The sequence below is a fragment of the Arenibacterium sp. CAU 1754 genome, from assembly GCF_054482635.1.
Window position 1 is genome coordinate 328,219 of sequence record NZ_JBTLRG010000004.1, and the last position, 25,527, is coordinate 353,745.

Annotated in this window: 24 protein-coding genes; 10 read left to right on the forward strand and 14 right to left on the reverse strand. The window is 60.7% G+C overall.

What is annotated here, in order from left to right:
• Positions 1-6: 6 nt before the first annotated feature.
• Both ACXYMO_RS16250 and ACXYMO_RS16255 read right to left on the reverse strand, forming a co-directional pair.
• Positions 7-1,083, reverse strand: coding sequence for a hypothetical protein (locus tag ACXYMO_RS16250; protein WP_458879780.1), 1,077 nt, complete (start codon positions 1,081-1,083; stop codon positions 7-9).
• Between the two features lie 203 nt (positions 1,084-1,286).
• Positions 1,287-2,495, reverse strand: a complete 1,209-nt coding sequence (locus ACXYMO_RS16255) for an aminopeptidase P family protein (protein WP_458879781.1) — start codon at positions 2,493-2,495, stop codon at positions 1,287-1,289.
• A 324-nt stretch (positions 2,496-2,819) separates the two neighbouring features.
• Here ACXYMO_RS16255 and ACXYMO_RS16260 point away from each other — a divergent pair, with 324 nt between their 5' ends.
• A complete protein-coding gene (locus ACXYMO_RS16260) occupies positions 2,820-3,956 on the forward strand; it encodes a Hint domain-containing protein (RefSeq protein WP_458879782.1) in 1,137 nt (378 codons plus the stop codon).
• Positions 3,957-3,978: 22 nt separating this feature from the next.
• On the opposite strand, the gene ACXYMO_RS16265 is transcribed toward ACXYMO_RS16260, so the two are convergent.
• Entirely contained in the window at positions 3,979-4,770 is a 792-nt protein-coding gene (locus ACXYMO_RS16265; RefSeq protein WP_458879783.1) for an alpha/beta hydrolase, read from the reverse strand.
• 84 nt (positions 4,771-4,854) lie between these two features.
• On the opposite strand from ACXYMO_RS16265, the gene ACXYMO_RS16270 reads away from it, so the two are divergent.
• On the forward strand, positions 4,855-6,330 hold the full coding sequence (locus ACXYMO_RS16270) for an NAD-dependent succinate-semialdehyde dehydrogenase (RefSeq protein WP_458879784.1): 1,476 nt from the start codon (positions 4,855-4,857) through the stop codon (positions 6,328-6,330).
• A 161-nt stretch (positions 6,331-6,491) separates the two neighbouring features.
• Here ACXYMO_RS16270 and trhA read toward each other — a convergent pair whose 3' ends face one another.
• Positions 6,492-7,139, reverse strand: a complete 648-nt coding sequence (gene trhA / locus ACXYMO_RS16275; RefSeq protein ID WP_458879785.1) for a PAQR family membrane homeostasis protein TrhA — start codon at positions 7,137-7,139, stop codon at positions 6,492-6,494.
• Positions 7,140-7,328: 189 nt separating this feature from the next.
• Between trhA and ACXYMO_RS16280 the strand changes: the two genes are divergently transcribed.
• Both ACXYMO_RS16280 and ACXYMO_RS16285 read left to right on the forward strand, forming a co-directional pair.
• Positions 7,329-7,865: an RNA polymerase sigma factor gene (locus ACXYMO_RS16280; protein ID WP_458879786.1), complete on the forward strand. Its 537-nt coding sequence runs from the start codon at positions 7,329-7,331 to the stop codon at positions 7,863-7,865.
• Positions 7,862-9,826, forward strand: a complete 1,965-nt coding sequence (locus ACXYMO_RS16285; protein WP_458879787.1) for a vWA domain-containing protein — start codon at positions 7,862-7,864, stop codon at positions 9,824-9,826. Before ACXYMO_RS16280 ends, ACXYMO_RS16285 begins: the two co-directional genes overlap by 4 nt.
• Positions 9,827-9,901: 75 nt before the next feature.
• Here ACXYMO_RS16285 and ACXYMO_RS16290 read toward each other — a convergent pair whose 3' ends face one another.
• From ACXYMO_RS16290 to ACXYMO_RS16315, 6 genes are all read right to left on the reverse strand, one after another.
• Complete coding sequence (locus ACXYMO_RS16290) at positions 9,902-10,369, reverse strand: Hsp20 family protein (RefSeq protein WP_458879788.1); 468 nt, start codon at positions 10,367-10,369, stop codon at positions 9,902-9,904.
• A gap of 135 nt (positions 10,370-10,504) precedes the next feature.
• Positions 10,505-11,338 carry a trypsin-like serine peptidase gene (locus ACXYMO_RS16295; RefSeq protein WP_458879789.1) on the reverse strand — a complete coding sequence of 278 codons (834 nt, stop codon included), beginning with the start codon at positions 11,336-11,338 and terminating at the stop codon, positions 10,505-10,507.
• Positions 11,335-12,168, reverse strand: a complete 834-nt coding sequence (locus ACXYMO_RS16300; RefSeq protein WP_458879790.1) for a trypsin-like serine peptidase — start codon at positions 12,166-12,168, stop codon at positions 11,335-11,337. The genes ACXYMO_RS16295 and ACXYMO_RS16300 overlap by 4 nt, the downstream gene beginning before the upstream one ends.
• A gap of 50 nt (positions 12,169-12,218) precedes the next feature.
• A complete protein-coding gene (gene glcF, locus ACXYMO_RS16305; RefSeq protein ID WP_458879791.1) occupies positions 12,219-13,541 on the reverse strand; it encodes a glycolate oxidase subunit GlcF in 1,323 nt (440 codons plus the stop codon).
• A gap of 114 nt (positions 13,542-13,655) precedes the next feature.
• On the reverse strand, positions 13,656-14,780 hold the full coding sequence (locus tag ACXYMO_RS16310; RefSeq protein WP_458879843.1) for an FAD-binding protein: 1,125 nt from the start codon (positions 14,778-14,780) through the stop codon (positions 13,656-13,658).
• Positions 14,781-14,830: 50 nt separating this feature from the next.
• Positions 14,831-16,279, reverse strand: a complete 1,449-nt coding sequence (locus tag ACXYMO_RS16315; RefSeq protein WP_458879792.1) for an FAD-linked oxidase C-terminal domain-containing protein — start codon at positions 16,277-16,279, stop codon at positions 14,831-14,833.
• 92 nt (positions 16,280-16,371) lie between these two features.
• Between ACXYMO_RS16315 and ACXYMO_RS16320 the strand changes: the two genes are divergently transcribed.
• Complete coding sequence (locus ACXYMO_RS16320) at positions 16,372-17,082, forward strand: DUF599 domain-containing protein (RefSeq protein WP_458879793.1); 711 nt, start codon at positions 16,372-16,374, stop codon at positions 17,080-17,082.
• A 35-nt stretch (positions 17,083-17,117) separates the two neighbouring features.
• Positions 17,118-17,471, forward strand: coding sequence for a hypothetical protein (locus ACXYMO_RS16325; protein ID WP_458879794.1), 354 nt, complete (start codon positions 17,118-17,120; stop codon positions 17,469-17,471).
• A gap of 96 nt (positions 17,472-17,567) precedes the next feature.
• Here ACXYMO_RS16325 and rlmH read toward each other — a convergent pair whose 3' ends face one another.
• From rlmH to ACXYMO_RS16340, 3 genes are all read right to left on the reverse strand, one after another.
• A complete protein-coding gene (gene rlmH, locus ACXYMO_RS16330) occupies positions 17,568-18,038 on the reverse strand; it encodes a 23S rRNA (pseudouridine(1915)-N(3))-methyltransferase RlmH (protein WP_458879795.1) in 471 nt (156 codons plus the stop codon).
• Positions 18,039-18,083: 45 nt separating this feature from the next.
• Positions 18,084-18,437, reverse strand: a complete 354-nt coding sequence (gene rsfS / locus ACXYMO_RS16335) for a ribosome silencing factor (RefSeq protein ID WP_458879796.1) — start codon at positions 18,435-18,437, stop codon at positions 18,084-18,086.
• A gap of 165 nt (positions 18,438-18,602) precedes the next feature.
• Entirely contained in the window at positions 18,603-19,943 is a 1,341-nt protein-coding gene (locus ACXYMO_RS16340; protein ID WP_458879797.1) for a mechanosensitive ion channel family protein, read from the reverse strand.
• A 424-nt stretch (positions 19,944-20,367) separates the two neighbouring features.
• Between ACXYMO_RS16340 and leuC the strand changes: the two genes are divergently transcribed.
• From leuC to ACXYMO_RS16360, 4 genes are all read left to right on the forward strand, one after another.
• Complete coding sequence (gene leuC, locus ACXYMO_RS16345; RefSeq protein WP_458879798.1) at positions 20,368-21,774, forward strand: 3-isopropylmalate dehydratase large subunit; 1,407 nt, start codon at positions 20,368-20,370, stop codon at positions 21,772-21,774.
• Positions 21,774-22,379, forward strand: coding sequence for a 3-isopropylmalate dehydratase small subunit (leuD, locus tag ACXYMO_RS16350; protein ID WP_458879799.1), 606 nt, complete (start codon positions 21,774-21,776; stop codon positions 22,377-22,379). Before leuC ends, leuD begins: the two co-directional genes overlap by 1 nt.
• Before the next feature lie 336 nt (positions 22,380-22,715).
• Complete coding sequence (locus ACXYMO_RS16355) at positions 22,716-23,549, forward strand: hypothetical protein (RefSeq protein ID WP_458879800.1); 834 nt, start codon at positions 22,716-22,718, stop codon at positions 23,547-23,549.
• On the forward strand, positions 23,546-24,637 hold the full coding sequence (locus ACXYMO_RS16360; protein WP_458879801.1) for an endonuclease/exonuclease/phosphatase family protein: 1,092 nt from the start codon (positions 23,546-23,548) through the stop codon (positions 24,635-24,637). The genes ACXYMO_RS16355 and ACXYMO_RS16360 overlap by 4 nt, the downstream gene beginning before the upstream one ends.
• Here ACXYMO_RS16360 and ACXYMO_RS16365 read toward each other — a convergent pair.
• On the reverse strand, positions 24,587-25,495 hold the full coding sequence (locus ACXYMO_RS16365) for a Rossmann-fold NAD(P)-binding domain-containing protein (RefSeq protein ID WP_458879802.1): 909 nt from the start codon (positions 25,493-25,495) through the stop codon (positions 24,587-24,589). The genes ACXYMO_RS16360 and ACXYMO_RS16365 overlap by 51 nt on opposite strands.
• Positions 25,496-25,527: the final 32 nt, after the last annotated feature.

Sequence of the window (25,527 nt, forward strand, 5' to 3'; positions counted from 1 at the left end):
AACCGCCTATCCGCCATACAGATTCTTGTCATGCTTTTCGACAATGGCCGAGAACCGCCGGGCAAAACGTTCGTCCGCCTTCGCCTTGGCTTCCAGCACATCGCGCGCAAACACCATATGGTCCTCGTGCGCTTCCAGCATGTCGGCCATCTTCTTATTGGTCGCGGTGCCGATCGAGGCCATGGCGGTCTGGGCCTCCTGGTCGGTCTTGACCCCGATCTCGTTGATGCGGTGGGCCACGTCCTGCTGCTGCGCGGTTTTCAGCGATTTGGAAAGTGCATCATAGAGAACGACCCGCTGCTTGGTGTCCGTCTGCAACTTGTTGATCAGCACCATCTGCGTCGCCGCCTGGTTCTGCAGGCTGTCGACCCAGGTTTTGCCCTTTTCGATATACCGTTCCAGCGTCTGGGACTTGGCCAGCTTGACCTGCTCGTTCTGCACCATCTGGTTGTACTGATTGTTCAACTCGGCCAGTTCGGTTTCCAGCTTGGTGCGCGCGGCGGCGTCCTGTTCGACGCTGATCTTGTTTTCCAGTTCGATGATCTTGGGGTCCATCGCCACGATCTCGGCGCGCAGGGTTTCCAGCTCCCCGACGGTGAATTCACGCTCATCCAGCGTGCCGACAAGATTGCCTTCAACCTTGACCTTCTGCTCTTCCAGCATGCTCAGCTGCCCTTGCAGAAGTTGCACGATGATGTCCGATTTCGAAATCAGGTCCTGCAGCTTGTCATCGATGCTCGCCGTGCGCATCCGTTCCTGGCGCATGGATTCCGATTTTGCGTTGCTGAAGATACCGACAAAGCTTTCCCAGCCGGTCTTCGAACGCATCTCGTCGAAATCCTTGGAAAAGGCCGATGTCACATCGTCCAGCCCCATGATCAACTCGGCGATATTGGCGTTCATGACGTCCGTATGGGCGTGCACGTCCTCAAGGGTCGCGTTCTCGATGTCGATATCGGCGGATTCCCCGGCTTCGATCTTTGCACGCGCCGCTTCGATGCGGCTGGTCATTTGCCGGATCTCGGCCTGACTTGCTTTGACCTTTTCCTGCGATTCACGCACCATTTCTTCAAAATCAACCATCAATCGCTCCTCGTTTTTTAATACCTTAACAACCACCTAGGTAATGTTATGGAGATTTACATCCCCGCATTCGCGGATTTTGGCCGGAGTGTCGCAAAACCGCAGCGCAAAAGGAAGGGCACATCGAAATTCCGATGCGCCCTGTCTTCATCTTGCAAGATAAACTCCCGCCGGAGGCATGGCCCCGATGGGGTCATTCAATTTCACCCCACCACGTTGAACTCAGGTCCATAGGGATATTTGGTGATATCCTCGTTCCCGCCCTCGGTGATGACAAGGATATCGTGCTCCCGATACCCCCCGGCACCCGGCTGCCCCTGTGCGATTGTCAGCATCGGCTCCATCGAAATCACCATGCCCGGCTCCAGAACCGTGTCGATATCCTCGCGCAGTTCCAGACCGGCCTCACGGCCATAGTAATGCGACAGCACGCCGAAGGAATGGCCATAGCCAAAAGTCCGATATTGCAGCAGGTCGCGTTCGGCAAAGAAGGCATTGATCTTTTCGGTGACCTCGGCACAGGAGGCGCCGGGCTGCAGCAGGCTCATCCCGTATTCATGGGCGGCCACGTTGGCCTCCCATATTTTCAGCGACGCATCGTCCACTTCGCCCACGAACAGGGTGCGCTCCAGCGCCGTGTAATAGCCCGAGATCATCGGAAAGGTGTTCAGCGACAGGATATCGCCGCGCTCCAGCACCCGGCCGGTCACCGGGTTATGCGCACCGTCCGTGTTCAGCCCCGACTGGAACCAGACCCATGTATCGCGATACTCGGCCTCCGGGAACGCGCGTGCGATTTCCAGTTCCATCGCATCGCGCCCGGCCATGGCCACGTCGATTTCGCGCACCCCGGCGCGCACAGCCTCGCGGATCGCATAGCCGCCCACATCCGCCACCCGCGCACCTTCGCGGATCAGGGCGATTTCGGCCTCGGACTTGTGCATTCTCTGGCGCATGGTCGTCTCGGACAGATCGACCATGGTCAGTGGCTGCAGGAAATCTTCCATCTTGTCCCGCTGCACCAGTGTCAGGTGATCGCCCTCGTACCCGACAATGCCGCCGGTCCCGGTGACCGATTTGATCGCGCGCCAGTAATTGTCGCGTTGCCAGTCGGTATAGGTGATGTTGTCACAAAAGCACCGCCGCCAGGGTTGCCCGGCATCGATTCCCGCACTGATCGTCACGCAATCGGTTTCCGTCACCACCAGCCCATAGGGGCGGCCGAAGGCGCAATAGAGAAACCCCGAATAATAGGCGATGTTGTGCATCGACGTGAATACGGCCGCTGTGGCACCCGCTGTCTCCATCCGTTCGCGCAACTCGGTGATGCGCGCCTCGTATTCGGCGACCTCGAATGGCAGCACGGCTTTTTCGCCGTTGTGAAAGCGGTACATTTCAGGACGTTCGGTCATGGCTGACCCTCCTTTGCAGAAAGGTCCCGGCGTTCAGGACAAATACGGTGCAAAACACGACCGAACGACGCCATCGACCGGTTCACGGAACAGGTGCCCAGAAATCAGGTCTGAAGCAAGTGATTTTTAACATGCCGGGGCATCCGGCCGGGCCTGTTTTGACCACCATGCTCGCCGGATGATCAACGCCACTTTTCTTGCTCCCAAACGTTAATGATCTGTTAATAATCACTGCACTTTTCCGCGCAGCGGTGATACAAGGGGCTGAATCCGCCAGCGGGCCAGCGGCCCCGGGTGACGCGTAACGATGGGAACTAAGGTAAGATGCCAACAACGTTCAATGTTTTGTATCTCGGTGTTCAGGCCGATATCGACACTGTCGAGGGCAACAACAACGCCGAAGGCGCGGCCGCTCTGGTCGGGCTTACTATTGGCTCGGTGACTGACCCCCTGTGGGAACAGATCCAGTCGCTGTCGCCGGGTTCGACCGGGTTCGCCGGTGGAACAAACAACGCCTATGACATGGATAATATTCCGTCCGAAACGTTCACCATCGACGGTGGGGCCGATCAGGTTTTTGACGGGACGGCCATTTACAACGCGACCATCACCTACACCGACGGCACGACCGCCGGAATCACTGCGGTGATTTTTCAGGACAGCGCTGGCAACACCTACCTGGCACCCGAATTTTCGCCCAATGGCGACCAGACCGCCCTCGAGGCCAAACCGATCCAGTCCCTGACACTGGACAGTGTAAACAGGAACACCAACCTGAGCGGGCTGAGCGGCGACCGCCAGCTCAGCGCCTTCATGGTCTGTTTTGCCGAAGGCACCCTGTTGGCGACGCCTTCGGGTCAGACGCCGGTGGAAAAACTGGCCGTCGGCGACACCGTCGACACCCTGGATCACGGAGCGCAGAAAATCCGCTGGATCGGATCGCGCACAGTGGCCGTCATCGAAGCGACACGCCCTGTTCAGATCGAGGCAGGCGCATTGGGGAACGGGTTGCCGCAGCAGGATTTGTGGGTCTCGCCGCAACATCGCATCCTGGCCAATTCCATCGTGGCCGCGCGTATGTTCAACCAGCCCGATGTTCTGGTTGCGGCCAAGAAACTGGTCGGCCTGCCGGGTATTTCGCTCGCTCCGAAACTGGGCTTGATCACGTATTGGCATATCTTGTGCGACCGCCACGAAATCGTTCTTGCGAATGGCGCTCCGGCAGAGACGCTGTTGCTCGGGGATGAGGCCCGCGTCGGATTGGGCGACGAGGTCATAGAAAACATCTTTGCAACCTGTCCCGACATGGCCCAACGGTTTGGGTTAAGCGCCAGTGCACGCCATATTCCAACGCCGCGACAGCAAAAGAAATTTGCCGCGCGCCTTGGCAAGAACGGCAAGCCCGTGATCGCAGCCGGGTTTGTTTCGACACCCAGAGAAGCCTTTGAACTGGCGTCTTGACGCGAAGTTGACCTGACTCGGTTCAGATCTCTGTCAGCAGGCGGACGATCTGACTGTCCGGATCCTCCAATGCCTCGATCACATCGAAATGGTGCTTGCCGGGGACGATGACCTGATCGGCCCCCCAGGCCTGCGCCAGCCAGCGCGCCTGATCCAGAAATGCGGGGCGCTCATCGGCGCCGACCCAGATTGTCACCGGCACCGACGGTGCGGGCTGCAACACCGGGCTTTCGGCGGCGGCGGCCTGTTCATCCATCCTGAAATCGGCGTTCATCGAGGTGCGCAGCAACGGGCGCAGGTCCGCCACGGGTGAGATTGGCACAACCGTTCTGATCCGCGCCACCACATCCGCGGGCAACATGCCCGGCGCCAGCATCCGCGCCGCAAGATGCCCGCCCGCCGAATGCCCGGTCAAGGCGATGGGCCCGGCCACATGTTCAGCGATCACCTGCACCGCACGGGCGACCTGACGGGTGATGTCGGCGATGCGCACATCCGGACACAGGTCATAGGACGGCATTGCCACCGCCCAGCCGCGCGCCAGCGCCCCGGCGGCCAGATGCGACCAATAGGACCGGTCAAACCGCAGCCAGTAGCCCCCATGCACAAAGATCATCAGGCCCGCGGGCGCGCTTTCGGGCAGGAACAGGTCGAACCGGCTCCGCTCACTCTCGCCATAGCTGACACCCATCCGCGCCCGCCCCTGCGCGCTCAGCCCGTCGACAAAGGCCCGGGCCTGTTGTTGCCAGCGCGGCGGAAAGGTATCCGCCTGCGGAATATACGCCGCATTGGCATAAGCATCGTCCAGTTCCATCCCATCGTCCCTTGATGTTGACCTAGACAAACCCTGCCCCAAATGGTTCTTCTTCGCGAGTGGTTATTACCGGAGGAGCCTGCCATGCTGGACGACACAACCAATCTCAAATCCCTTCTGAACGACCCCGATCTTCTGGCCACCAAGGCCTATGTCGGGGGCAAGTGGATCGATGGCGACAATGGCACGTTCGGCGTAACCAACCCGGCGCGCGGCGATGTGATCGCGCATGTGGCCGACCTCAGCCGCGATCAGGTCGCGGGGGCCATCAATCACGCCTATGGCGCGCAAAAGGAATGGGCCGCCATGACCGGCAAGGAACGTGCCGGGATTTTGCGCAAATGGTTCGATCTGATGATGGAACATGCCGATGATCTGGGCACCATCCTGACCGCCGAACAGGGCAAGCCCCACGCCGAGGCGGTTGGCGAAATCGGCTATGGCGCGTCCTTCGTCGAATTCTTCGCGGAAGAGGCCAAACGGGTCTACGGCGAAACCATCCCCGGCCATCAGCGCGACAAGCGGATCACCGTGATCAAACAGCCCATCGGCGTGGCCGCTTCGATCACGCCGTGGAACTTTCCCAACGCGATGATCACGCGCAAGGCCGCACCGGCGCTGGCGGCCGGTTGTGCGTTCGTGGCGCGCCCGGCGGCGGAAACGCCGCTGTCGGCGCTGGTTCTGGGGGTGCTGGCCGAACGCGCGGGCATTCCGGCGGGCGTGTTCAACGTGGTGCCGTCATCGCGCAGCAGCGACATCGGCAAGGAATTCTGCGAAAACCCCAAGGTGCGCAAACTGACCTTTACCGGATCGACCGAGGTGGGCCGCATTCTGCTGAAACAGGCCGCCGACCAGGTGATGAAATGCAGCATGGAATTGGGCGGGAACGCTCCGTTCATCGTGTTTGACGACGCCGATCTGGATGCCGCCGTCGAAGGCGCGATGATCTGCAAGTTCCGCAACAACGGTCAGACCTGCGTCTGTGCCAACCGCATTTACGTTCAGGCCGGGGTGTATGACGCCTTTGCCGAAAAACTGACCGCAGCGGTGAAAAAACTGAACGTCGGTGACGGGCTGACCCCCGGCGTAACAACCGGGCCGCTGATCAACGATGACGCGGTGGAAAAGGTCAAGGAACACCTCAACGACGTCACCTCGCACGGCGGGTCGGTTCTGACCGGCGGCAAGGCCCACGAACTGGGCGGGACGTTCTTTGAACCGACCATCGTCACGGGTGTCACGCAGGACATGATGGTCGCGCAGGACGAAACATTCGGCCCCCTCGCCCCGCTGTTCAAATTCGAGACCGAGGAAGAAGTGATCGAAATGGCCAATGACACGATCTTTGGTCTGGCGTCTTATTTCTATGCCAAGGATATCAGCCGCGTTTACAAGGTGGCCGAAGCCTTGGAATACGGGATGGTCGGGATCAACACCGGCATCATCTCGACTGAAGTCGCGCCTTTCGGCGGAGTCAAACAATCCGGCCTGGGCCGCGAAGGCAGCCACCACGGGATCGAGGAATACATGGAAATGAAATACCTCTGCATGTCGATCTGATCTGAAAAGCAGTTTGCCAAATGCACCTCTCCGGAAACGGAGAGGTGTTTTTTGTTCGAAGACACCGTGGATGTCTGGATTGAGCCCTAAGCAGACCTATAATTCCACTGCAATGTTCAACACTCCGGTTGCGAAACAGATATTCCCTGCCTCTACAAAATCTACCATTGCGTGGATAAGGCTACCCATATGCCTGCAAACATCAGCGCTCCGCCGATATTTACCCAATTGTGCCAAACAGCATACCGGTAAGGCATGGATTTTCGGGCGTAAAACACCGTTCCAATTACATAGGCGGCGGACCCAGCCAAGATGCACAACAATGTCGCGATAGGTACATTCGTGAAGTCAGGCAGGGCACTCAACCCAATTGCGCCCAGTCCAAGGTAGGATGCAGTTGACCATCGTGACTTTACCGTTTCGTTCGTGATCTTGTTCCAGACGGCCAAGGCTGTCAGCCCCCAACAAATCCACAGCAAGGCCATAGTCCATGTCGTGCCTGCCAATACGAAAAAGGGTGTGAAAGTACCCGAAATGCTGGGGTAGATCGCGGCGTGATCAATGCGTCGCAATAGTTTGCGCCGGTGGTGCCACGTGGAAAAGTGATAGGCGATGGATGCCAAATTGGATGCCAGCGCGCAAAGCACGTAAACTACGACCGCAAAAACCAGTATAGGTTCGAGGCCGAGGATTGATTTGGAAACAAGTAATCCGCCGGCCGTCAGTATCGCCACAAGCCCGATCGCATGGACGGCAATGTCGGCATGGCGGTGCGAATGGACAGGGCTTGGATATGTCGTTTCCGTCATCTTGGTTCCCGGCAAAGGTTTATCTGGCGCTACATCCAGTCACACGGAGTGTCCATTCTTTCGACGCGCCGGATCTCGGAGCTGCGACAGATGACCGCTCCGTCCGCACAGCAGACATAGCACGTTAAGAAAATTTGTACTTCTCCCCAAGGATTGACCAACCGCGCGCGTCAAAGGAACGTGATGCGAATGAATTCAAGTGATGAGGATCTGGCCCGTGCGGCGGCGGGGGGCGACGGGGTGGCGTTTTCGACGCTGCTGGAACGGCGCTATGACGGGCTGTTCGGATTGGCGTTCCGCCTGACCGGCAGCCGGGCCGAGGCCGAAGATCTGACACAGGACATTTGCGCCGCCCTGCCCGGCAAGCTGTCCGGGTTTCGCGGTGAGGCGCGGTTTTCCACGTGGCTCTACCGTATCGCGGTGAATGCCGCCCATGATCACCGCCGGAGGCAAGCCAGCCACGCACGCACCGCCGATGGGTGGGGCGACTGGGAAAAGGCACGACAGGCCGAACTGGCAGAAACCGCCCAGCAGGTCGATTGGCTGATGGGGGCATTGGCCCGTCTGCCCGAGGATCTGCGCGACACGCTGGCCCTAGTGCTGGATGACATGACCCACGCCGAAGCCGCCACCATTCTGGGCGTGTCCGAGGGTACGATCAGCTGGCGGGTGTCACAGGCCAAGAAACAACTCAGCGCCCTGCGAGAAACGGAGGATCAGGCATGAGCGATCATCTGAATGACTTGAAGGCGGCGATGAAATCCACAACCCCCGCGCCCGACGGGGCGAAAAAGGCCGCGCATCTGGCGCTGGCGCAGAAAAATTTCGAACAACTCCAAGGATCGCGCGACGGCGCGCGTCCCAAGTCTGATCGCCCCGCTGGGGGGCTTTGGACAGGAGTACGACATATGTTCAACGTAATGACATCGCGCGGCGCCTTGGTCGCCAGTACTGCCATCGTGGCCGTCGGGTTCATCTTTCTGACGCCGCTGGGCGAGCAGATGAGGCAGACAATTCCGGCCAAAGATGGGTCAATGGAACCAGCTGCGCTACCCAGATCCATCGTTGCCGCAGACAGCGATGCGCAGTTGCGGGCCCAAGTGGCGCCGACCGCGACGAAACCCACGCCCCTGCCCGCCCCCGCGATCGTGAGTGAATTGGCAGACACAAGCGTGTCGCGGGGTGGCGAGGTTTTGGGCCAGTCTGCGGCCAATGCTGAAGTACGCAAGCGGTCCAGCATATCCGCCCCCCTTCCGCGTGACGATGACAGCTTCCTTCCCCGGCCCGAAGCCGGTTCCGAAACCTTTTCGAACACTGAAAGCAATCCTCTCAAAATCGTCAGCGAAGACCCGGTTTCGACCTTTTCCATCGACGTGGACACGGCATCCTATTCCGTGGTGCGTAATTCCCTGATGCAGGGCGTTTTGCCCCCGAAAGAGGCGGTAAGGGTCGAGGAAATGATGAACTATTTCCCTTATGACTATGCCGCGCCTAAGAATGGCGACGCCTTTCGCCCCACCGTTTCGGTGAGCTCAAGCCCATGGAACGCGGGCACGCAACTGGTGCATATCGGCATCCAGGGTGAATTGCCCGATCTGGAGGAGCGTCCACCGCTGAACCTTGTGTTCCTGATCGACACATCCGGGTCGATGAGTTCTCCGAACAAGCTACCGCTGCTGAAACGGTCCTTTACGCTGATGCTGGGCCAGCTGCGCCCCACCGATCAAGTGGCCATCGTCGCCTATGCCGGCAGTGCTGGTCAGGTGCTGGAACCGACCGCCGCGGCGAGCCGTGAAACGATCCTGAATGCGCTGGACCGGCTGGGCACTGGCGGATCGACCGCCGGGCAGGCCGGGTTGCAACAGGCCTATACCGTGGCCGAGGGCATGACCGACGATGGCGAGGTGAGCCGCGTCATTCTCGCCACGGATGGCGATTTCAACGTCGGCCTGTCGGATCCCGACGCGCTGAAGGATTTCATCGCCGGGAAACGGGACAGCGGGACTTATCTTAGCGTTCTGGGTTTTGGCCGGGGCAATCTGGACGATGCCACCATGCAGGCGCTGGCGCAGAACGGAAACGGCACGGCGGCCTATATCGATACGCTGAGCGAGGCGCAAAAGGTGCTTGTCGATCAGTTGAGCGGCGCGCTGTTCCCGATTGCGGATGATGTGAAAATCCAGGTCGAATTCAACCCGGCCCAAATCGCCGAATACCGCCTGATCGGGTACGAAACCCGCGCCCTGCGACGCGAGGATTTCAACAATGACAAGGTCGACGCGGGCGATATCGGGGCCGGGCACCAGGTGACCGCACTTTACGAGGTGACGCCGATCGGATCGCCTGCACAACTGACTGACCCGCTGCGCTATCGCTCCGGTGCGGACCGCCCGGCGCAGAGCGACGAGCTGGGGTTCCTCAGACTGCGGTACAAGGCGCCGGGCGACCGTGACAGCCGTCTGATCGAAATGCCGATCACGGCCAACCTGGAGCCGCACCCCGATGCCGGGTTTGCCATCGCCGTTGCCGGGTTCGGCCAACTTCTGCGGGGGTCGACCTATCTGGGGGATTGGAGCTGGGGTGACGCAATCGCGCTGGCAAGCGCCAACAAGGGCGCGGATGCCTTCGGCTACCGCGCCGAAGCGGTGCAACTGATACGCCTGGCTCAAAGCCTGTCGCAAAGATAGCCGCCCGACCAAAACAGAAAGGCCCGGACGCAAATGCGCCCGGGCCCTGAACGGTCAGCCGTTGGGGAGGAGACCTTAGTTGACCGCTTTGGCGTCGACCACGTCGGTCTCGACCGGTTTGGCGCTGGCAATTTCAATCCGGCGCGGTTTCAGTGCTTCGGGCACTTCGCGTTCCAGATCGATATGCAACATGCCATCGACATGGCTGGCCCCGGTCACGCGGACATGGTCGGCCAGATGGAACCGGCGCTCAAATGCGCGGGTGGCGATCCCACGATGCAGGAAGGTCCGCTCGCCATCGTCATCGGCCTTTTTGGCCGAGACAACCAGGCTCTTGTCCTTGACCTCGACCATCAGGTCGGATTCCGAAAATCCGGCAACGGCGATCGAGATGCGATACGCATCCGCAGCGGTTTTTTCGATGTTATAGGGGGGATAGGTCGGCTGGCTGACATCATTTGTCAGGACCCGGTCCATCAGGTCGGCAAACTGGTCAAAGCCGACGGTTGCACGGTGCAGGGGTGCAAAATCAAACGTACGCATTTTGTGTATCCTCATCAGTTGAGCGATTTACATGAGCCCTCCGTTTCGGACGGGCATATACCTTGCGCCGGAACCCTATAGAGGCATTCCGACACTGTTCAGATGGGCATGGAATTTTCGGGTTTCAAGACCCTGTCAGGGCCGCACGAATTTTGCGCCCGTGATGCTTTTGCCGCTGTCCACGGTAATGCGGCGGGCCCCCGAGGACAGGCGCGGCGCCGAGCGGCGCAATTGCGATTTCAGCTCAGCCACCACGGTGGGCAGGACCATCCCGAAGGAAGTCTTGTTCTCCTTGCTGAGATTTCCGCTGGAAATAATCGACAGAATGCGCGAGCGGCTGCCGCTCTTGACGAAAACCGGCGCCCCGGACGATCCGTAGGTCACATCGCAATCAAAGGCGATCAGATCACGTTCGCGCCCCAGTATCTGGCAGGCATTCTGGCGCGACAGCGCCTCGGCCCGGCCTTTGCCATAGGAAACGACGCTGACCTGGCTGCTGCCGATGGGCCCGGTATGGAGAACAAATGGATCGGCATCCGAACTGTAGATCGGCGCGCTGAGTTGAAGCAGCGCCACATCAAAGCGCACGTTCTCGGCATTCACACCCGCCCGCGGCAGGTATTCCGAATGGGCGGCGATGTGGGCCACCGTGCGTTCGGCGATCGACTGCCCATCGCTGAGCCCGGCACGAAACACCAGATCGGATGCGGCCATCAGGGCCTTGGTCCGGTTGTGAAATACGCAATGTGCCGCCGTCAGAACCAGATCGGGCGCGATCAGCGTACCAGTGCAGAACCCGTTGCCCTTGACGTCGATCCGACCAATGGCCTCCCATCCCAACAGGTCGTCGCGGTCGGTCAGCCGCGCCAGTCCCGATGTCTGGCCCGAAGAATGGCCAAAGGACTGCGCATATGAGATCAGCGGAAAAATAAAGCTGATCAAAGCTAATACGAGAATACGAAAACTCATGGTTTAACGAATTTTGCCCCTGTATCGCGTCGGCCATTGCCGACAATTACACGGTTGGCACGGGGCGCGGGCCCGGTGTCGAAGCCGCCCCCGGCGGCCAGGTCGGCCAAAAGCAGGGCCAGGGGTTCTTCCAGCGATGTGCCCAGCGCGACACGGTCGCCGCGCACTTCGGCCTTGGCCGAGATGACGGACACGATCCGGGGTGTTCCGTCAGCAAAGGAAAACACCGGTGCGCCGGAAGATCCGAAATCGACGCTGCAGGACATCACCAGCACGCCTTGCTGGCGCGCCATGACGCGACAAACCTCTTGCAGGGACGGGGCCTCGGACCGGTCGCGCGCATAGGATACGATCCCGATCTCTTCGCCCTTGCGCGGGCGGGTCGCCGTTTTGAAGGGTGTCACGGTGGTGTTGCGGATCGGATGCTGAAGTTCAAGCAGCGCCACGTCATTGCGCACGCGCTCCGGCGACAGATCACCCTCGAACACATAATCAGGATGGATCACCGCCCGCCGTACATAACGATAGGCCGAGGCGCGCCCGTTGCGCCAGCCGGCCAGAAACTCGATCGTTTCGGCATCGATACGTTCGTTCGTGTGCTTGTCAAAAAGGCAATGCGCCGCCGTCAGGACCAGATTGGGAGAGATGAGCGCACCGGTACAAAACCCGACACCATTTATGTCGAGACGGCCGACCGCCTCCCATTCACGGCCCGAATCGGTCGTGTCGAGACTGCGCAACCTGGCGTCCTGCGCCGCAGCAACCGTCGGCAGAAAAACCGCCAAAAACAATACTATCCAGCGCCGCACGGGTGACTCCTCTCCGATCATCGAAAAGAGCTATACACCCGTTGCGGCGAAAATAGGGCAATTGAGGCTATTTAGCGCAAAATTGGCACATTTTGGGTCGGCGCGGTCTCACCTGACATGGCCGGGGGAACAGGTCCGCCGGTGGCCCAGTCGAGCAATTCAACCGTGTGCACGATGGGAATACCGGTGCCCGATCCGATCTGCATCATACAGCCGATGTTACCGGCCGCGATCACATCGGGGTTTTTGGCCTCAAGCGTGCGTATCTTGCGTGTCTTGAGCTGAGCCGAGATGTCAGGCTGCATCAGGTTATACGTCCCTGCCGACCCACAGCACAGATGGCTATCGGCGGGCTCGACGACCTTGAACCCGGCCCGTTTCAGCAAATCCTTGGGAAACGTCTTGATCTTTTGGCCATGCTGGAGCGAACAGGCGGCGTGATAGGCAACGGTCATCCCCTGGTCGGTTCCCTGGGGCAGGTCCAGTTTCATCAACAGCTCGCTGATATCCATGGCGATGCCCGACACCCGCGCCGCGTCACCGGCCAGCGGATCATTGCGGAACATATGCCCGTAATCTTTGACCGTGGTGCCACAGCCCGAGGTGTTGATCACGATGGCATCCAACCCGGCGCCATCCATTTCCCCGGCCCAGGCCCGGATATTGCGCGCTGCGGTGGCGTGGCTTTCAGCGGTTTTGCCCATGTGATGCGTCAGCGCCCCACAGCAGCCGGCGCCCTGGGCAACAACAACCTCACAGCCCAACCGCGTCAGAAGCCGGATGGTCGCATCGTTGATATCGGTGTTCAGCGCTTTCTGCGCGCAGCCAGTCATCAGCGCGACGCGCATCTTTCCGGGCCCCTCGGGCGCAAAACTCTGCGGGTCGTCATTGCGGCTGACCGGCGGAACGCGGCGCGGAGCCATTTCGATCATCGCCCGCAGCCGTGCATCCGGCAACAACCCTTTGAAAGGCCGCGCAATTTTCGCCCCCAAAAGGGCCAGGCGGAACCGCCCCGGATAGGGCAGAATGCGCGCCAGCACCCAGCGCAGCGCCCGGTCCGACAGGGGCCGTTTGTACCGCCGTTCGATATAATCGCGCGCATGGTCCACCAGATGCATGTAATGCACCCCGGACGGGCAGGTCGTCATGCAGGCAAGACAGGACAGGCAGCGATCCACATGCTTGACCGTGCGCGCATCCGGCACCCGGTCGTTTTCCAGCATGTCCTTGATCAGATAGATGCGTCCCCGCGGGCTGTCCAACTCATCGCCCAGTACCTTGTAGGTGGGGCAGGTCGCGGTACAGAACCCGCAGTGGACACAGGCGCGCAAAATCTCGTTCGACCGCTCGATGGCGGGATCTTTCAGCTGGTCGGGGGTAAATGTCGTTTGCATTGCTCAGAATTCCGAAAACCGTGGAAAGAAGATCGAAGGGCCGCCTGAACGCGCCTGCATCCCTGGAACAGCCAAATGCGAAACCGGCAGCGCGGTCAGGAGTCCCATCAACGCTTAAACCCCCATAAGCCCGGGATTCAAAATCCCCTTGGGATCAAACCTCTGGCGTAGGCCGCTGCTGATCGCAGCCAATGGCGCCGGTTCGGGCTGGAACATGCCAAGGCGCGTTCGCGTGTCCGCGCTGGCCCGCACAATGGTCGCATGGCCCTGAAACCCACCCGCGCGGGCGCGCAAATCTGTCCCCTCGGGCACGCGTGCCCAGATCAGCCCGCCGCCCCAATCGAACAACAGCCCTTCGGCCTCAAACCGCGCTGCCAGGTCCGGCGCATCCGACGGTTTCACCGACACCCGCCAGACATCCCCGTCCTTGCCGTGGAACGGCGCCACATCACACACCGCATGCCACAATCGGGCAGACTTGTCGGCATCATCGATCAATGTCACCTCCCCGAATGGGGCCAGCAGATCCGTCAGACGACCGGCGCGATACCCGACTGACTCGTCAAATCCTTCGATCCGGATCGCCACCCTTGGGCTATCCTCGCTCAGCCCGGCACCAAAGGCCGCACCGGACACTTCGAACGGCGATCCCAACGCCGCCGACATGGCGCGCACCGCATCCGCCGCACCCGGCACATTTACCAGCAACGTGTTTTGCGTTTCCGCCTGCGGCAAAACCTTGAGCGACACCTGGCTCAACACCCCCAGGGTGCCCCAGCTTCCGGCTAACAGCTTGACCAGATCATAGCCGGTCACATTCTTCATCACCCGCCCGCCGTTCTTGACCACGGTGCCCTGCCCGTCGATGAACCGCACACCCAAAAGGTGATCGCGGCAGGCTCCCACCTGCACCCGACGCGGCCCCGACACATTGGCCGCCACCACGCCCCCGATGGTCGGCTCGCCCTGCGTCCCCAACAGACCGCGGTGATCCATCGGCTCAAACGCCAACCGCTGGTTTTCGGCCGCCAGTACTGCCTCGATCTCGGCCAGCGGCGTGCCAGCCCACGCCACCAGCGTCAGCGCGCCCGGCTCATACAGATCCACACCGCGGATCCCCGCAACCGAAAGGGGCGCGCCCGCCGGCTCGACGCCACGCGTTGCGCCCCCCCGGATCGCCAGCGGCCCGTGCGCATCCAAAATCGCAGCGGCCAGTTCGGCCTCGTTCTGAGGTATCATCATCTTCATCTTGCTCAATAAACTCCGGGGGTGTGGGGGCTGGCCCCCACTTACTCGGCTGCCATCAACGCCTGCCACCGCTCTTGCGTGATTGACAGGGGAAACACCTTGGCCGGGTTCAGCAACCAGGCCGGATCAAACACATCCTTGACCGCCATCTGCGCTTCCAGGTCCTCTGGCGTATACTGATGCAGCATCAGATCGCGCTTTTCGATCCCCACCCCATGCTCCCCGGTCAGGCATCCGCCCGCCTCGACACACAGCTTCAGGATCTCGGCCCCAAAGGCCTCGCAGATCTCCAGGTCTCCAGGCTTGTTTGCATCAAACAGGATCAGCGGGTGCATATTGCCGTCCCCGGCATGAAACACATTGGCCACATCCAGCCCGAATTCCTTGCTCATCTCGCCGATCCGGCGCAAAACATAGGGCAGCGACGTGACCGGAATCGTTCCGTCCAGGCACATGTAATCGTTGATTTGCCCCATCGCGCCAAAGGCACTCTTGCGGCCCAGCCAGATCCGCCCGGCCTCATCCGCATCCTGCGCTTCGCGTAGTTCGACCGGATTGTGACGGGTGGCGATCTCCTTGATGACGCTCAGTTGTGCGTCGATTTCGGCCTCCGATCCCTCGACCTCGACAATCAGCAACGCCTCACACATCGGGTACCCCGCATGGGCAAAAGCCTCGCACGCCTCGATACAGGGGCGGTCCATAAATTCGATCGCTACGGGCAGAACACCCGCCTTGATGATATCGGACACACAGGCGCCCGCCACTTCGTTGCTGTCAAATCCCATCAGCACCGGGCGCGCGCCCTCGGGTTTGCGCAGGATGCGCAGTGTGGCCTCGGTCACCACGCCCAACTGCCCTTCGGAGCCACAGATGACCCCCAACAGGTCCAGACCGCCGGAATCCAGATGGGCCCCGCCGATCTCCACGACGCTGCCGTCCATCATCACCATGGTCACGCCCAGCAGGTTATTGGTCGTCACCCCGTATTTCAGGCAGTGCGCCCCGCCCGAATTCATCGCGATATTACCCGCGATGGCACAGGCCAATTGGCTCGAGGGGTCCGGGGCATAAAAGAAATCCTCTTCCTCGACCGCCCCGGTCACCGACAGGTTTGTACGTCCGGTCTGCACCCGGATGATCCGGTTCTCGTAATCGGTTTCCAAAACGTCGTTCATCCGGGCCACACCCAGGATGACGCTGTCTGCGGTCGGCAAGGCCCCCCCGGCCAACGACGTGCCTGACCCGCGCGGCACCACTGGCACCCCCATTTCGTGACAGATGCGCAGAACGTCCGACACCTGCTGCGTGCTGTCGGGCAGAACGGCCAAAAGAGGCGGACACTTGTAGGCCGTCAGCGCATCGCACTCATAGGCGCGGGTTTCAGCCTCGTCGAAAATCACCGCGTCACGGGGCAAAACCTGCATCAGACGCTCGACCAGTCGGGCCTTTCGCGCCAGAATAGCCGGGTTAGGAGCTGGCATTTCCATGTAAGGCCTCCGATCTGATGTAATTTTGGTAAATTAATATTACCAATTAAACGAAAGAGCAAGGTGAAACCCATGACGCCGGACTCCACTTCATGACCTTGCTGCCACCTTTCAGCATTTTTTCAACATGGGACGTCGCCGCAGTTGCCGTTCTGGTCTTCGGCTGGCTGTGGATCGGATGGCGAATCGAGCATCCCTCAGCCCGCCGCCCGTCGGTTTCCATTCTCATGGAATCCTTCCGTCGCGACTGGATGAAGAACATGGTCACCCGCGAACCGCGAATTTTCGACGCACAGCTTGTGGGCAACCTGCGGCAAAGCACGGCGTTCTTCGCATCGGCTTCGATGATCGCAATCGGCGGCGGGCTGGCCCTGATCGGCAATACCGATCAACTGGCAGGGCTGGCCCAGGATCTCATGCTGGCGGATGCGCCGGCGATGTACTGGGAAATCAAACTGCTGCTGGTGCTGCTGTTCCTGACAAACGCATTTCTGAAATACGTCTGGGCGAACCGGCTGTTCGGCTATTGCTCGGTGCTGATGGCTGCGGTGCCGAACGCGGTGGACGCACCCCTGACATACCCGCGCGCGGCACAGTCGGCCGAACTCAACATCACCGCAGCGCGCAGTTTCAACCGCGGCATGCGCTCCACGTATTTCTCGCTGGCCGCAACCGCCTGGCTGCTGGGGGCGCTGCCCCTGATGGGCGCGGCGCTGATCACAGTTGCGGTCCTGTGGCGGCGCGAATTCGCGTCCCAATCCCGCACGATCCTGCTGCAGACCCCGCCCGACACGGACTCGTGATCGCACTGGACCCGCTTCGCCGCTAAACTGGCATCATGAAACTGATTGCCTCTGCCCTGCTCTGCCTGATCGCCACGCCCCTGCTGGCCGATGACCCTGAAATCGAAAAAGTGACCGCTGCGCGGACCGTTGACACCTGGCGCTTTGATGTGACGCTGTCCCACCCCGATACCGGCTGGGATCATTATGCCGATGGCTGGCGGGTGCTGGACATGGATGGCAAGGAACTGGGGCTGCGCGTTCTGGCCCACCCCCATGTTCAGGAGCAACCTTTCACTCGCTCCCTCGGGGGCGTTTCCATTCCCGATGGCACCGCGATGGTGCAGGTTCAGGCCCGGTGCCTGGTCGATGGATGGGCTGGCGAGATGATCGAGGTTCCGCTGAAGTAACATCCTTCATCTTGCTGGAAAAACTCCGGGGTTTGGGGCAGAGCCCCAACCTGCACGCAGTGCAGCCAATAATGGAATGCGCCGCAGGCGCTCCGGTCACACGCGGTGATAGGGCCCCCCGGCCAATATCGTCGCGGCACGATAGAGCTGTTCGGCAATCATTACCCGCACCATCATGTGTGGCCAGACCATCGCCCCCAGCGACAGGGAAAAATCGGCCTCCGCGCGCAGCGCCGGGTCGATGCCATCCGCGCCGCCGATGATCACGGCCAGATCGCCGCGTCCGGCATCGCGCCAGCGGCCCAGGTGATCGGCGAATTCGGGCGAGGTCAGCGTGCGGCCCCGCTCATCCAGGGTCAAGATCAGCGCCCCTTTGGGAATGGACCGGCGCAACACCTCGGCCTCCCCCGCCATGCCACCGCCCTTGCGGTCATCCACCTCGACAATCCGCGCAGGCCCAAGGCCCAGCGCGCGGCCGGTTTTGTCAAACCGGGTCAGGTAGTCGTCAATAAGGGTTTTCTCGGGTCCGGCGCGCAGGCGGCCGACCGCACAGACATGTATTCGCATGACATCAGACCTCGGGCCGCGGGGCGCGGCCAGTCAAACAGGTGCTCAGCTGGCCGATGCGCCCGGAAGCCACATCTTTTCAAGCTGATAGAATTCCCGCACTTCGGGGCGGAAAATATGGACGATCACATCGCCCGTATCGATCAGCACCCAGTCGCCGGTATCCTTGCCTTCGACTTTGGACAAGCGGCCAAAGTCCTGCTTCAGCCGATCCACCAGCTTTTCCGCCATGGCCGAGACCTGCCGCGTCGACCGGCCGGTTGCGATGACCATGTAGTCGCCAATGGCTGTTTTGCCGCGCAGATCGATCTGCACGACATCTTCGGCCTTGTCGTCATCCAGTGATGTCAGAATACGTGCCAACAGCTCTTCGCTGGTTGGCTGGGGTTGGGCCTTCATAGCAGTGGCCCGATCGTCAGCGGGCAGTGCCGCCTCAGCATGGGTTGACAGGACAGTGTCCTCCTTTTGACGCGCCGGCCGATCCCCCGGCGCTGGGGATGATGCAAAGTTAGCAATCCGGGCATGAAATTTCAACGAAACCTTGGGTCATTGGCAGGCACACGCCTAGGAAAAGGTCGGTTTATCATCATTTTCAGGCGCGTCACCCAGCAATCGCACCTCACGCTGCGGAAAGGGAAAGGCAATATCGTTCGCCTTGAAGGCATCCCAGAGCGCCAGATACACCTGCCCCTTGATGTTGGTCAGCCCGTCCGACGGGTCGCTTATCCAGAACCGCAGGATGTAATCGACGCTGCTGTCGCCAAAGCCCGTCACATGGCACACCGGCTTGTTGGGTCTGGTTAGTACCCGGCTGACCCCGTCCATCGCCTTGATGGCCACATCCCGCACCTTGTGCGGATCGTCCCCGTAAGAGGTGCCAAAATGGATATCGAGGCGCACGAACTTGTCCGAATGCGACCAGTTCACCACCTGGCTGGTGATCAGGTCCTCATTCGGGATCAGGTATTCCTTGCCGTCGCGGGTGACGACCGACACGTAGCGCGCGCCAAGGCTGTCGATCCAGCCAAAGGTATCGCCCAGGGAAATCACGTCGCCGGGCTTGATCGACTTGTCGAGCAGGATGATCACCCCCGACACCAGGTTGGACACCACCTTTTGCAGGCCAAAACCGATGCCCACGCCGATGGCACCGGACAGGACCGCAAGACCCGTCAGGTCCACCCCGACAACGCGCAACCCGATGAAAAAGGCCGCGCCATAAAGGACGACCTGAAGGAACTTCACCGCCAGCACCTGCATGGACGGCGAAATCGAATCATTCGTGCGGATACGCGAGGCGCTGGTCGTTGATACGAAACGTGCGATCAGGAACAAAACCGTCAACAGTGCTGCGGCCTGAAGCAAAAGCCACAGCGACAGCCGTGTTTCACCCAGTGATACGGCCACACTGTCCAACAGGCGCTGCGTATCATCGGTCAGGTTCAGGATCGACAACGTGACCCAGGCCCAGCCCGTGAAACGCACGACACTGCGCATGAACGAATTGCTGATCAGACGTGTCAGAATGGCGATCAACAACCAGCCCAGCGCCAATTGGGCAATGATGCCCAGCAGATAGGATCGCGACGGCCAGGTCATTTCGCGCATGATCCAGACCGCAGGCCAGATCAGCATGACGAACAGAATGAGCCTCAGTTGCTTGTGAATGACCACGAGACTGCGCAACCGCCATTTCGGCCAGCCTGACCGCGCGCGCATCCACTCATGCAGCCGGGGGCCCAGGATACCCCCAAGCAGGCGCACCACGAGAAACAAGGCCAGCGCGATGCCGACCTGATAGGCGTTCCACGGGCGCAGCAACCCTTCCAAAAATGCTTGCGCGGCGGCCCATAGGTCCAGCGCGATTTCCTGGGCGACCTCGGCGGTCTCGGACTGTGGCTCCATGCCTGCTCCCTACGTGTTCCTTGTCTGGATAACACGCAAGGGGCGGAAATGGTTGCACATAATTGCAAAAGGGCAGCGGTTTCGGCACACGCGGCCCACCGCAGCCCCTTTTGGCGGTATGGGCCGTCGCGGCGCCGTGTCCCTGCGTGACGCGTACAGGTCCCGAAACAGGGGATCGGGCCGTGAAACCGGCAAGTTCAATGAGATCTTTCAAGTTCACAGGCGAACAAGGCTTCAAGTGCGCTTGATGGAATCCTCAATCCACATTATGTGGGCGGGTATGACACGGATTTTTGATATGGATGACCGCGCGCGCCTGCCTTGGCGTTTCTTTGGTGCGACGCACACCATTCTAGCGTGCCTATAAGGCGCGCACCCCCTCTATTTCGACCATTTGAATGATCTAACGAACGGGAGAGGACCAATGTCCCCCAAGACACTCTATGATAAAATCTGGGATGCCCACGTCGCTGACGAGGCCGAGGATGGCACATGCCTGCTCTATATCGACCGCCACCTCGTGCACGAGGTGACAAGCCCGCAGGCCTTTGAAGGTCTGCGCATGGCGGGCCGCGACGTGCGCGCCCCGGACAAGACCATCGCCGTGCCGGACCACAACGTCCCCACCACGCTGGACCGCGCCAACGCCGAAACCATGACCGAGGACAGCCGCATTCAGGTCGAAGCCCTCGACAAGAACGCCAAGGATTTCGGCATTCACTATTACCCGGTGTCCGACATCCGTCAGGGCATCGTGCACATTGTCGGCCCCGAACAGGGCTGGACCCTGCCGGGCATGACCGTCGTCTGTGGGGACAGCCACACGGCAACCCATGGTGCCTTCGGCGCGCTGGCACACGGCATCGGCACGTCCGAAGTGGAACATGTTCTGGCCACCCAGACGCTGATCCAGAAAAAGTCGAAGAACATGAAGGTCGAAATCACCGGCAAACTGCGCCCGGGTGTGACCGCCAAGGACATCACCCTTGCCGTGATCGGCGAAACCGGCACCGCCGGCGGGACCGGTTACGTCATCGAATATTGCGGCGAAGCGATCCGTGATCTGTCGATGGAAGGGCGCATGACCGTGTGTAACATGGCCATCGAAGGCGGTGCCCGCGCAGGCCTGATCGCGCCGGACGACAAGACGTTCGAATACGTCAAGGGCCGCCCCCACGCCCCCAAGGGCGCCCAGTGGGAGGCCGCACTGGCATGGTGGAAGACGCTGTACTCCGATGACGACGCACATTGGGACAAGGTGGTGACGCTGAAAGGCGAAGAGATCGAACCGGTCGTGACATGGGGCACCTCGCCCGAGGACGTGCTGCCGATTTCCGGCGTGGTTCCCAGCCCCGAGGATTTTAAGGGCGGCAAGGTCGAAGCGGCCAAGCGCGCGATTGAATACATGGGCCTGACCCCCGGTCAGAAGCTGACCGACATCGAAATCGACACCGTGTTCATCGGATCCTGCACCAACGGCCGGATCGAGGATTTGCGCGCCGCGGCCGAAATCCTGAAGGGCAAGAAGATCAAGGACGGTCTGCGCGCCATGATCGTTCCGGGGTCCGGTCTTGTCCGGGCGCAGGCCGAGGAAGAAGGCCTTGCCGACATCTTCAAGGAGGCCGGTTTCGAATGGCGTCTGGCGGGATGCTCCATGTGTCTGGCCATGAACCCCGACCAACTGTCCGAGGGCGAGCGCTGTGCCTCGACCTCGAATCGCAACTTCGAGGGGCGTCAGGGCTATAAGGGCCGCACGCACCTTGTTTCGCCGGCAATGGCCGCAGCCGCTGCCATCACCGGTCACCTGACCGACGTTCGGGAGATGATGTAATGGACAAGTTCGAAAAGATCACCGGTGTCGCGGCACCCATGCCGCTTGTGAATATCGACACGGATATGATCATCCCCAAGGTGTTCCTGAAGACGATCAAACGTTCGGGCCTGGGTGTGAACCTGTTCGACGAGATGCGCTTTGACCGTCAGGGCAACGAAATCCCCGATTTCGTCCTGAACAAACCGCAGTATCGCAAAGCCGAGATCCTGGTGGCGGGCGACAATTTCGGTTGCGGGTCCTCGCGCGAACACGCGCCCTGGGCGATCAAGGATTTCGGCATCCGCTGCGTCATCGCACCCAGCTTTGCCGACATCTTCTATAACAACTGCTTCAAGAACGGCATTCTGCCCATCGCCCTGCCCCAGGACCAGGTCGATGTTCTGATGAAGGACGCCGAAAAGGGCGCCAACGCCCGGATGACCGTGGATCTGGAGAACCAGATCATCACGACATCCGATGGCGAAGAGTTCCCGTTCGAGGTCGACTCGTTCAAGAAACACTGCCTGCTTGAGGGTCTGGACGACATCGGACTGACCATGGCGAAAGAAGCGTCGATCGACACATTTGAGGCGAAAGCACGGCAGGAACGTCCTTGGGTTTAAGGCCCGATCCTGAACAATCGATACGATTCTGAGTGAATTGAGGCCGGGTTAATGCCCGGCCTCTTTTGTTTCCCCTACGTAAACAATGATTTGCCCTATATCTTGTGTGCTGAACTGATTCGACACCAAGCGTGCATCAAAATTGATGCAAGATGGCACCAGTTTCTCCATGATTTTGCCCCAAATTCCGTGTCATTTAAGGGCACGGCTTGAGTGGTGACCCTGTTGTCGGCAGTAATACGCCTATAACAAAAGGGCACCCCCCGAATGGGTGGGATCAAGTTGGACAAGGGCACGACAAAGTATCGAGTCTATCCAGTTTGAAGGGATCGGACAGTGTTCGGACGGATTACTGGCGCAGGAATGCGCGGCATATTGGTGGCATTGCTGGTGGCAACTCCTTCGTTGTTGCTTCCGGGATATACATCTGACGCGACCGAGATGGTTGCCTTGCTTGCCATTTTGGCCGGTACTCTGACCTTTGCCGAATACAACACAGACTTTCCCAGCTTTATCGAATTCCGCGATGCCCCGCCGATGAACCGCATGCGTTTCATTGCGTTGTTCCTGATGTTCTTCATCCTGACCATCGCCGCGAAACACAGCTATTCTCCGACCACCATGACCGGGATCTTTGCCGGGCTCAGCGGGTTGGTGGGCAAGCTGACCGATTTCCCCTATTCGCCCGTGCGCTTGGTCATCCTGATGCTGCCGGCGGATTCGCTCAGCCACACGGTCGATAGTGTGCGCGCCGCGGCGGGTGTCTCGTATGTCATCGCGCTCAGCACAGTGCTCGCGTTCCTCTTTGCCGTGCGCATTCTGGGTTGGCCGATCAGCAGCGGCGCCTTCAACGTCTGGGTAAACCTGCCCTTGTTTGATCCGACCACCGGCGGCGATGTCGTACATCGCCTGCAGCGGGACGCGCGGATCAACATCATCGTCGGATTCCTGTTGCCGTTCATCATTCCGGCCGTGATCAAACTGGCCTCGGACCTGATTGATCCGATCTCGATGAGCGATCCGCAAACCATGATCTGGACGATCAGTGCCTGGGCTTTCCTGCCCGCCAGCATGATCATGCGCGGCGTGGCCATGTCGCGCATTGCCGAACTGATCGAGGAAAAACGCCGCCGCGTTTACGCCAACGCCGAGGCCATCCAAACCGCATGATGCTGTGGCGCGCCGGTCTTTTTGCCGCGCTCAGTCTGATCTGTGCCCAAACCGCATGGGCAGAAACGCTGCGGATTGCCACCTACAACACCGAATTGTCCCGCAAGGGGCCGGGCCTTTTGCTGCGCGACCTTCAGCGCGGAAGTGACCCGCAGATCGCCGCCGTGGTCGCGGTCATCGCCCGCAACCGGCCGGACGTCCTTGCGGTGCAGGGGTTTGACTGGGATCACGACGGCACAGCGCTTTCCGCCTTTGCCCGCGCTCTCAAGGGCGCCGGGATCGACTATCGCCACAGGTTTGCCTTGCGGCCAAACAGCGGCCTTGCCACCGATCTGGACCTTGACGGGGATGGCAAGCTGGGCGGCCCGGGTGATGCGCAGGGGTTCGGGGCGTTCTCCGGCCAGGGTGGGATTGCTGTCTTGTCGCACTTTCCCATCCTTGCCGGCCAGGCGCGCGACTTTGGCACGCTGCTGTGGCGGGATGCGCCCGGCGCCAATTTGCCGGTGCACCCCGACGGCAGCCCCTTTCCCAGTGCAGCAGTCCAATCGGTTCAACGGCTCTCCAGTACCGGCCATTGGCTGGTTCCGATCAGCCTGCCCAACGGGCAGACCCTGACGCTGATGACGTTTCAGGCCGGACCACCCGTGTTCGACGGCCCCGAAGACCGCAACGGGCGGCGCAACCATGATGAGATTTTGCTGTGGCGCTCCATTCTGGACGGCGCCCTTGGCCCTGCCCCCGCCGGGCGGTTCGTTCTGGCCGGCGGCGCAAACCTTGATCCGTTCGACAGTGACGGGCGGCAGGCGGCAATCCGGGCGCTGCTGGACGATCCACGCCTCCGGGACCCTGCCCCGCGCAGCGATGGGGCCAAACTGGCCCCCGATCAGGGCCACAGCGGCGACAATGCACTGGACACCGTGGATTGGCAGGGGCCCGGGCGGTTGCGCGTGGATTACGTCCTGCCTTCGGCAGACTGGCATGTTGCGGGGGCTGGCGTAGACTGGCCCGCCCCCGGGTCTGATCATCATGACATCGTTTCAGCGGCCAGCCGACACCGCCTCGTCTGGGTGGACCTGGCGATCGACTGACCCCTCGGGCAGGGCCGAAGCCACTGCCGTTTCGACCGGCGTATCGCGAAAGTCGGGAAGAAGTGCGCGAAACTTCGTCTCGTCCAAGGCGTGCGGCTTGGACCAGAGATAGCGCATTTCCAGAAAATACCGGGCCATGCCCCAGACCGGGCGCAGCAGAATCACGGGAAGCCAGGACATATGTTTCAGCCGTACAGTCTGGGGAGTGATCCGGTCAACGACCGCCGCCAACTGACGGCCGCTGAGCGTGTAGCCCGGAAAGGGGATATCGGAAAAAACAGGCAGGCTATCGCGCATTTCGGCCAGGTCAACGACCGCGCGGGCCACGTCGGGCAGATAGGCCCAGGCATGCGGCACGTCCGGATCACCGGGATAGGTGAATACTCCCCGGTTCAGCGATCTGATCAGCACCTTGTCGAACCAGTTCCCGGTCGCTCCGGTATCAATGTAATCGCCTGCGCGCAGCACGATGGTCTTTACCCCGGACGCGGCATAGGCCCGCTCCATGTCGATCCTCAGCTTGCCCAGCGAGTTGCGCGCCCCATGCGGGGTAGTTTGCGACCACAGGTCCGGCGAACCCTCGCCGAAAACATAAACATTTCCGGGGATGACAACCGTGGCGCCGGTCTGTCTGGCCACGCGGATCACCTGTTGGGTCATCATGGGCACCTGACGCTGCCAATCGGGATAGAGCGGGTTCCACCCGTTCACGATGACATCCGCCCCCCAGGCGGCGCGGCTCAGGTCATCACGTGCGCGGTCGAACCGGCGCACGGTCCAACCGGCGGCTTCAAAGGCAAGCGCAGCATTGCGGCCAAACCGGCCCGATGCGCCAAGGATAAGTACAGTCTGTTGCATGGTTTCGTCCTTTCGGTCTGACGGTGTATGAA

Excerpts from the sequence above, each read along its gene's own strand:
- ACXYMO_RS16250 (WP_458879780.1), bottom strand. The coding sequence starts at position 1,083 with ATGGTTGATTTTGAAGAAATGGTGCGTGAATCGCAGGAAAAGGTCAAA.
- ACXYMO_RS16255 (WP_458879781.1), bottom strand. The coding sequence starts at position 2,495 with ATGACCGAACGTCCTGAAATGTACCGCTTTCACAACGGCGAAAAAGCC.
- ACXYMO_RS16260 (WP_458879782.1), top strand. The coding sequence starts at position 2,820 with ATGCCAACAACGTTCAATGTTTTGTATCTCGGTGTTCAGGCCGATATC.
- ACXYMO_RS16265 (WP_458879783.1), bottom strand. The coding sequence starts at position 4,770 with ATGGAACTGGACGATGCTTATGCCAATGCGGCGTATATTCCGCAGGCG.
- ACXYMO_RS16270 (WP_458879784.1), top strand. The coding sequence starts at position 4,855 with ATGCTGGACGACACAACCAATCTCAAATCCCTTCTGAACGACCCCGAT.
- trhA (WP_458879785.1), bottom strand. The coding sequence starts at position 7,139 with ATGACGGAAACGACATATCCAAGCCCTGTCCATTCGCACCGCCATGCC.
- ACXYMO_RS16280 (WP_458879786.1), top strand. The coding sequence starts at position 7,329 with ATGAATTCAAGTGATGAGGATCTGGCCCGTGCGGCGGCGGGGGGCGAC.
- ACXYMO_RS16285 (WP_458879787.1), top strand. The coding sequence starts at position 7,862 with ATGAGCGATCATCTGAATGACTTGAAGGCGGCGATGAAATCCACAACC.
- ACXYMO_RS16290 (WP_458879788.1), bottom strand. The coding sequence starts at position 10,369 with ATGCGTACGTTTGATTTTGCACCCCTGCACCGTGCAACCGTCGGCTTT.
- ACXYMO_RS16295 (WP_458879789.1), bottom strand. The coding sequence starts at position 11,338 with ATGAGTTTTCGTATTCTCGTATTAGCTTTGATCAGCTTTATTTTTCCG.
- ACXYMO_RS16300 (WP_458879790.1), bottom strand. The coding sequence starts at position 12,168 with ATGATCGGAGAGGAGTCACCCGTGCGGCGCTGGATAGTATTGTTTTTG.
- glcF (WP_458879791.1), bottom strand. The coding sequence starts at position 13,541 with ATGCAAACGACATTTACCCCCGACCAGCTGAAAGATCCCGCCATCGAG.
- ACXYMO_RS16310 (WP_458879843.1), bottom strand. The coding sequence starts at position 14,780 with ATGATACCTCAGAACGAGGCCGAACTGGCCGCTGCGATTTTGGATGCG.
- ACXYMO_RS16315 (WP_458879792.1), bottom strand. The coding sequence starts at position 16,279 with ATGGAAATGCCAGCTCCTAACCCGGCTATTCTGGCGCGAAAGGCCCGA.
- ACXYMO_RS16320 (WP_458879793.1), top strand. The coding sequence starts at position 16,372 with ATGACCTTGCTGCCACCTTTCAGCATTTTTTCAACATGGGACGTCGCC.
- ACXYMO_RS16325 (WP_458879794.1), top strand. The coding sequence starts at position 17,118 with ATGAAACTGATTGCCTCTGCCCTGCTCTGCCTGATCGCCACGCCCCTG.
- rlmH (WP_458879795.1), bottom strand. The coding sequence starts at position 18,038 with ATGCGAATACATGTCTGTGCGGTCGGCCGCCTGCGCGCCGGACCCGAG.
- rsfS (WP_458879796.1), bottom strand. The coding sequence starts at position 18,437 with ATGAAGGCCCAACCCCAGCCAACCAGCGAAGAGCTGTTGGCACGTATT.
- ACXYMO_RS16340 (WP_458879797.1), bottom strand. The coding sequence starts at position 19,943 with ATGGAGCCACAGTCCGAGACCGCCGAGGTCGCCCAGGAAATCGCGCTG.
- leuC (WP_458879798.1), top strand. The coding sequence starts at position 20,368 with ATGTCCCCCAAGACACTCTATGATAAAATCTGGGATGCCCACGTCGCT.
- leuD (WP_458879799.1), top strand. The coding sequence starts at position 21,774 with ATGGACAAGTTCGAAAAGATCACCGGTGTCGCGGCACCCATGCCGCTT.
- ACXYMO_RS16360 (WP_458879801.1), top strand. The coding sequence starts at position 23,546 with ATGATGCTGTGGCGCGCCGGTCTTTTTGCCGCGCTCAGTCTGATCTGT.
- ACXYMO_RS16365 (WP_458879802.1), bottom strand. The coding sequence starts at position 25,495 with ATGCAACAGACTGTACTTATCCTTGGCGCATCGGGCCGGTTTGGCCGC.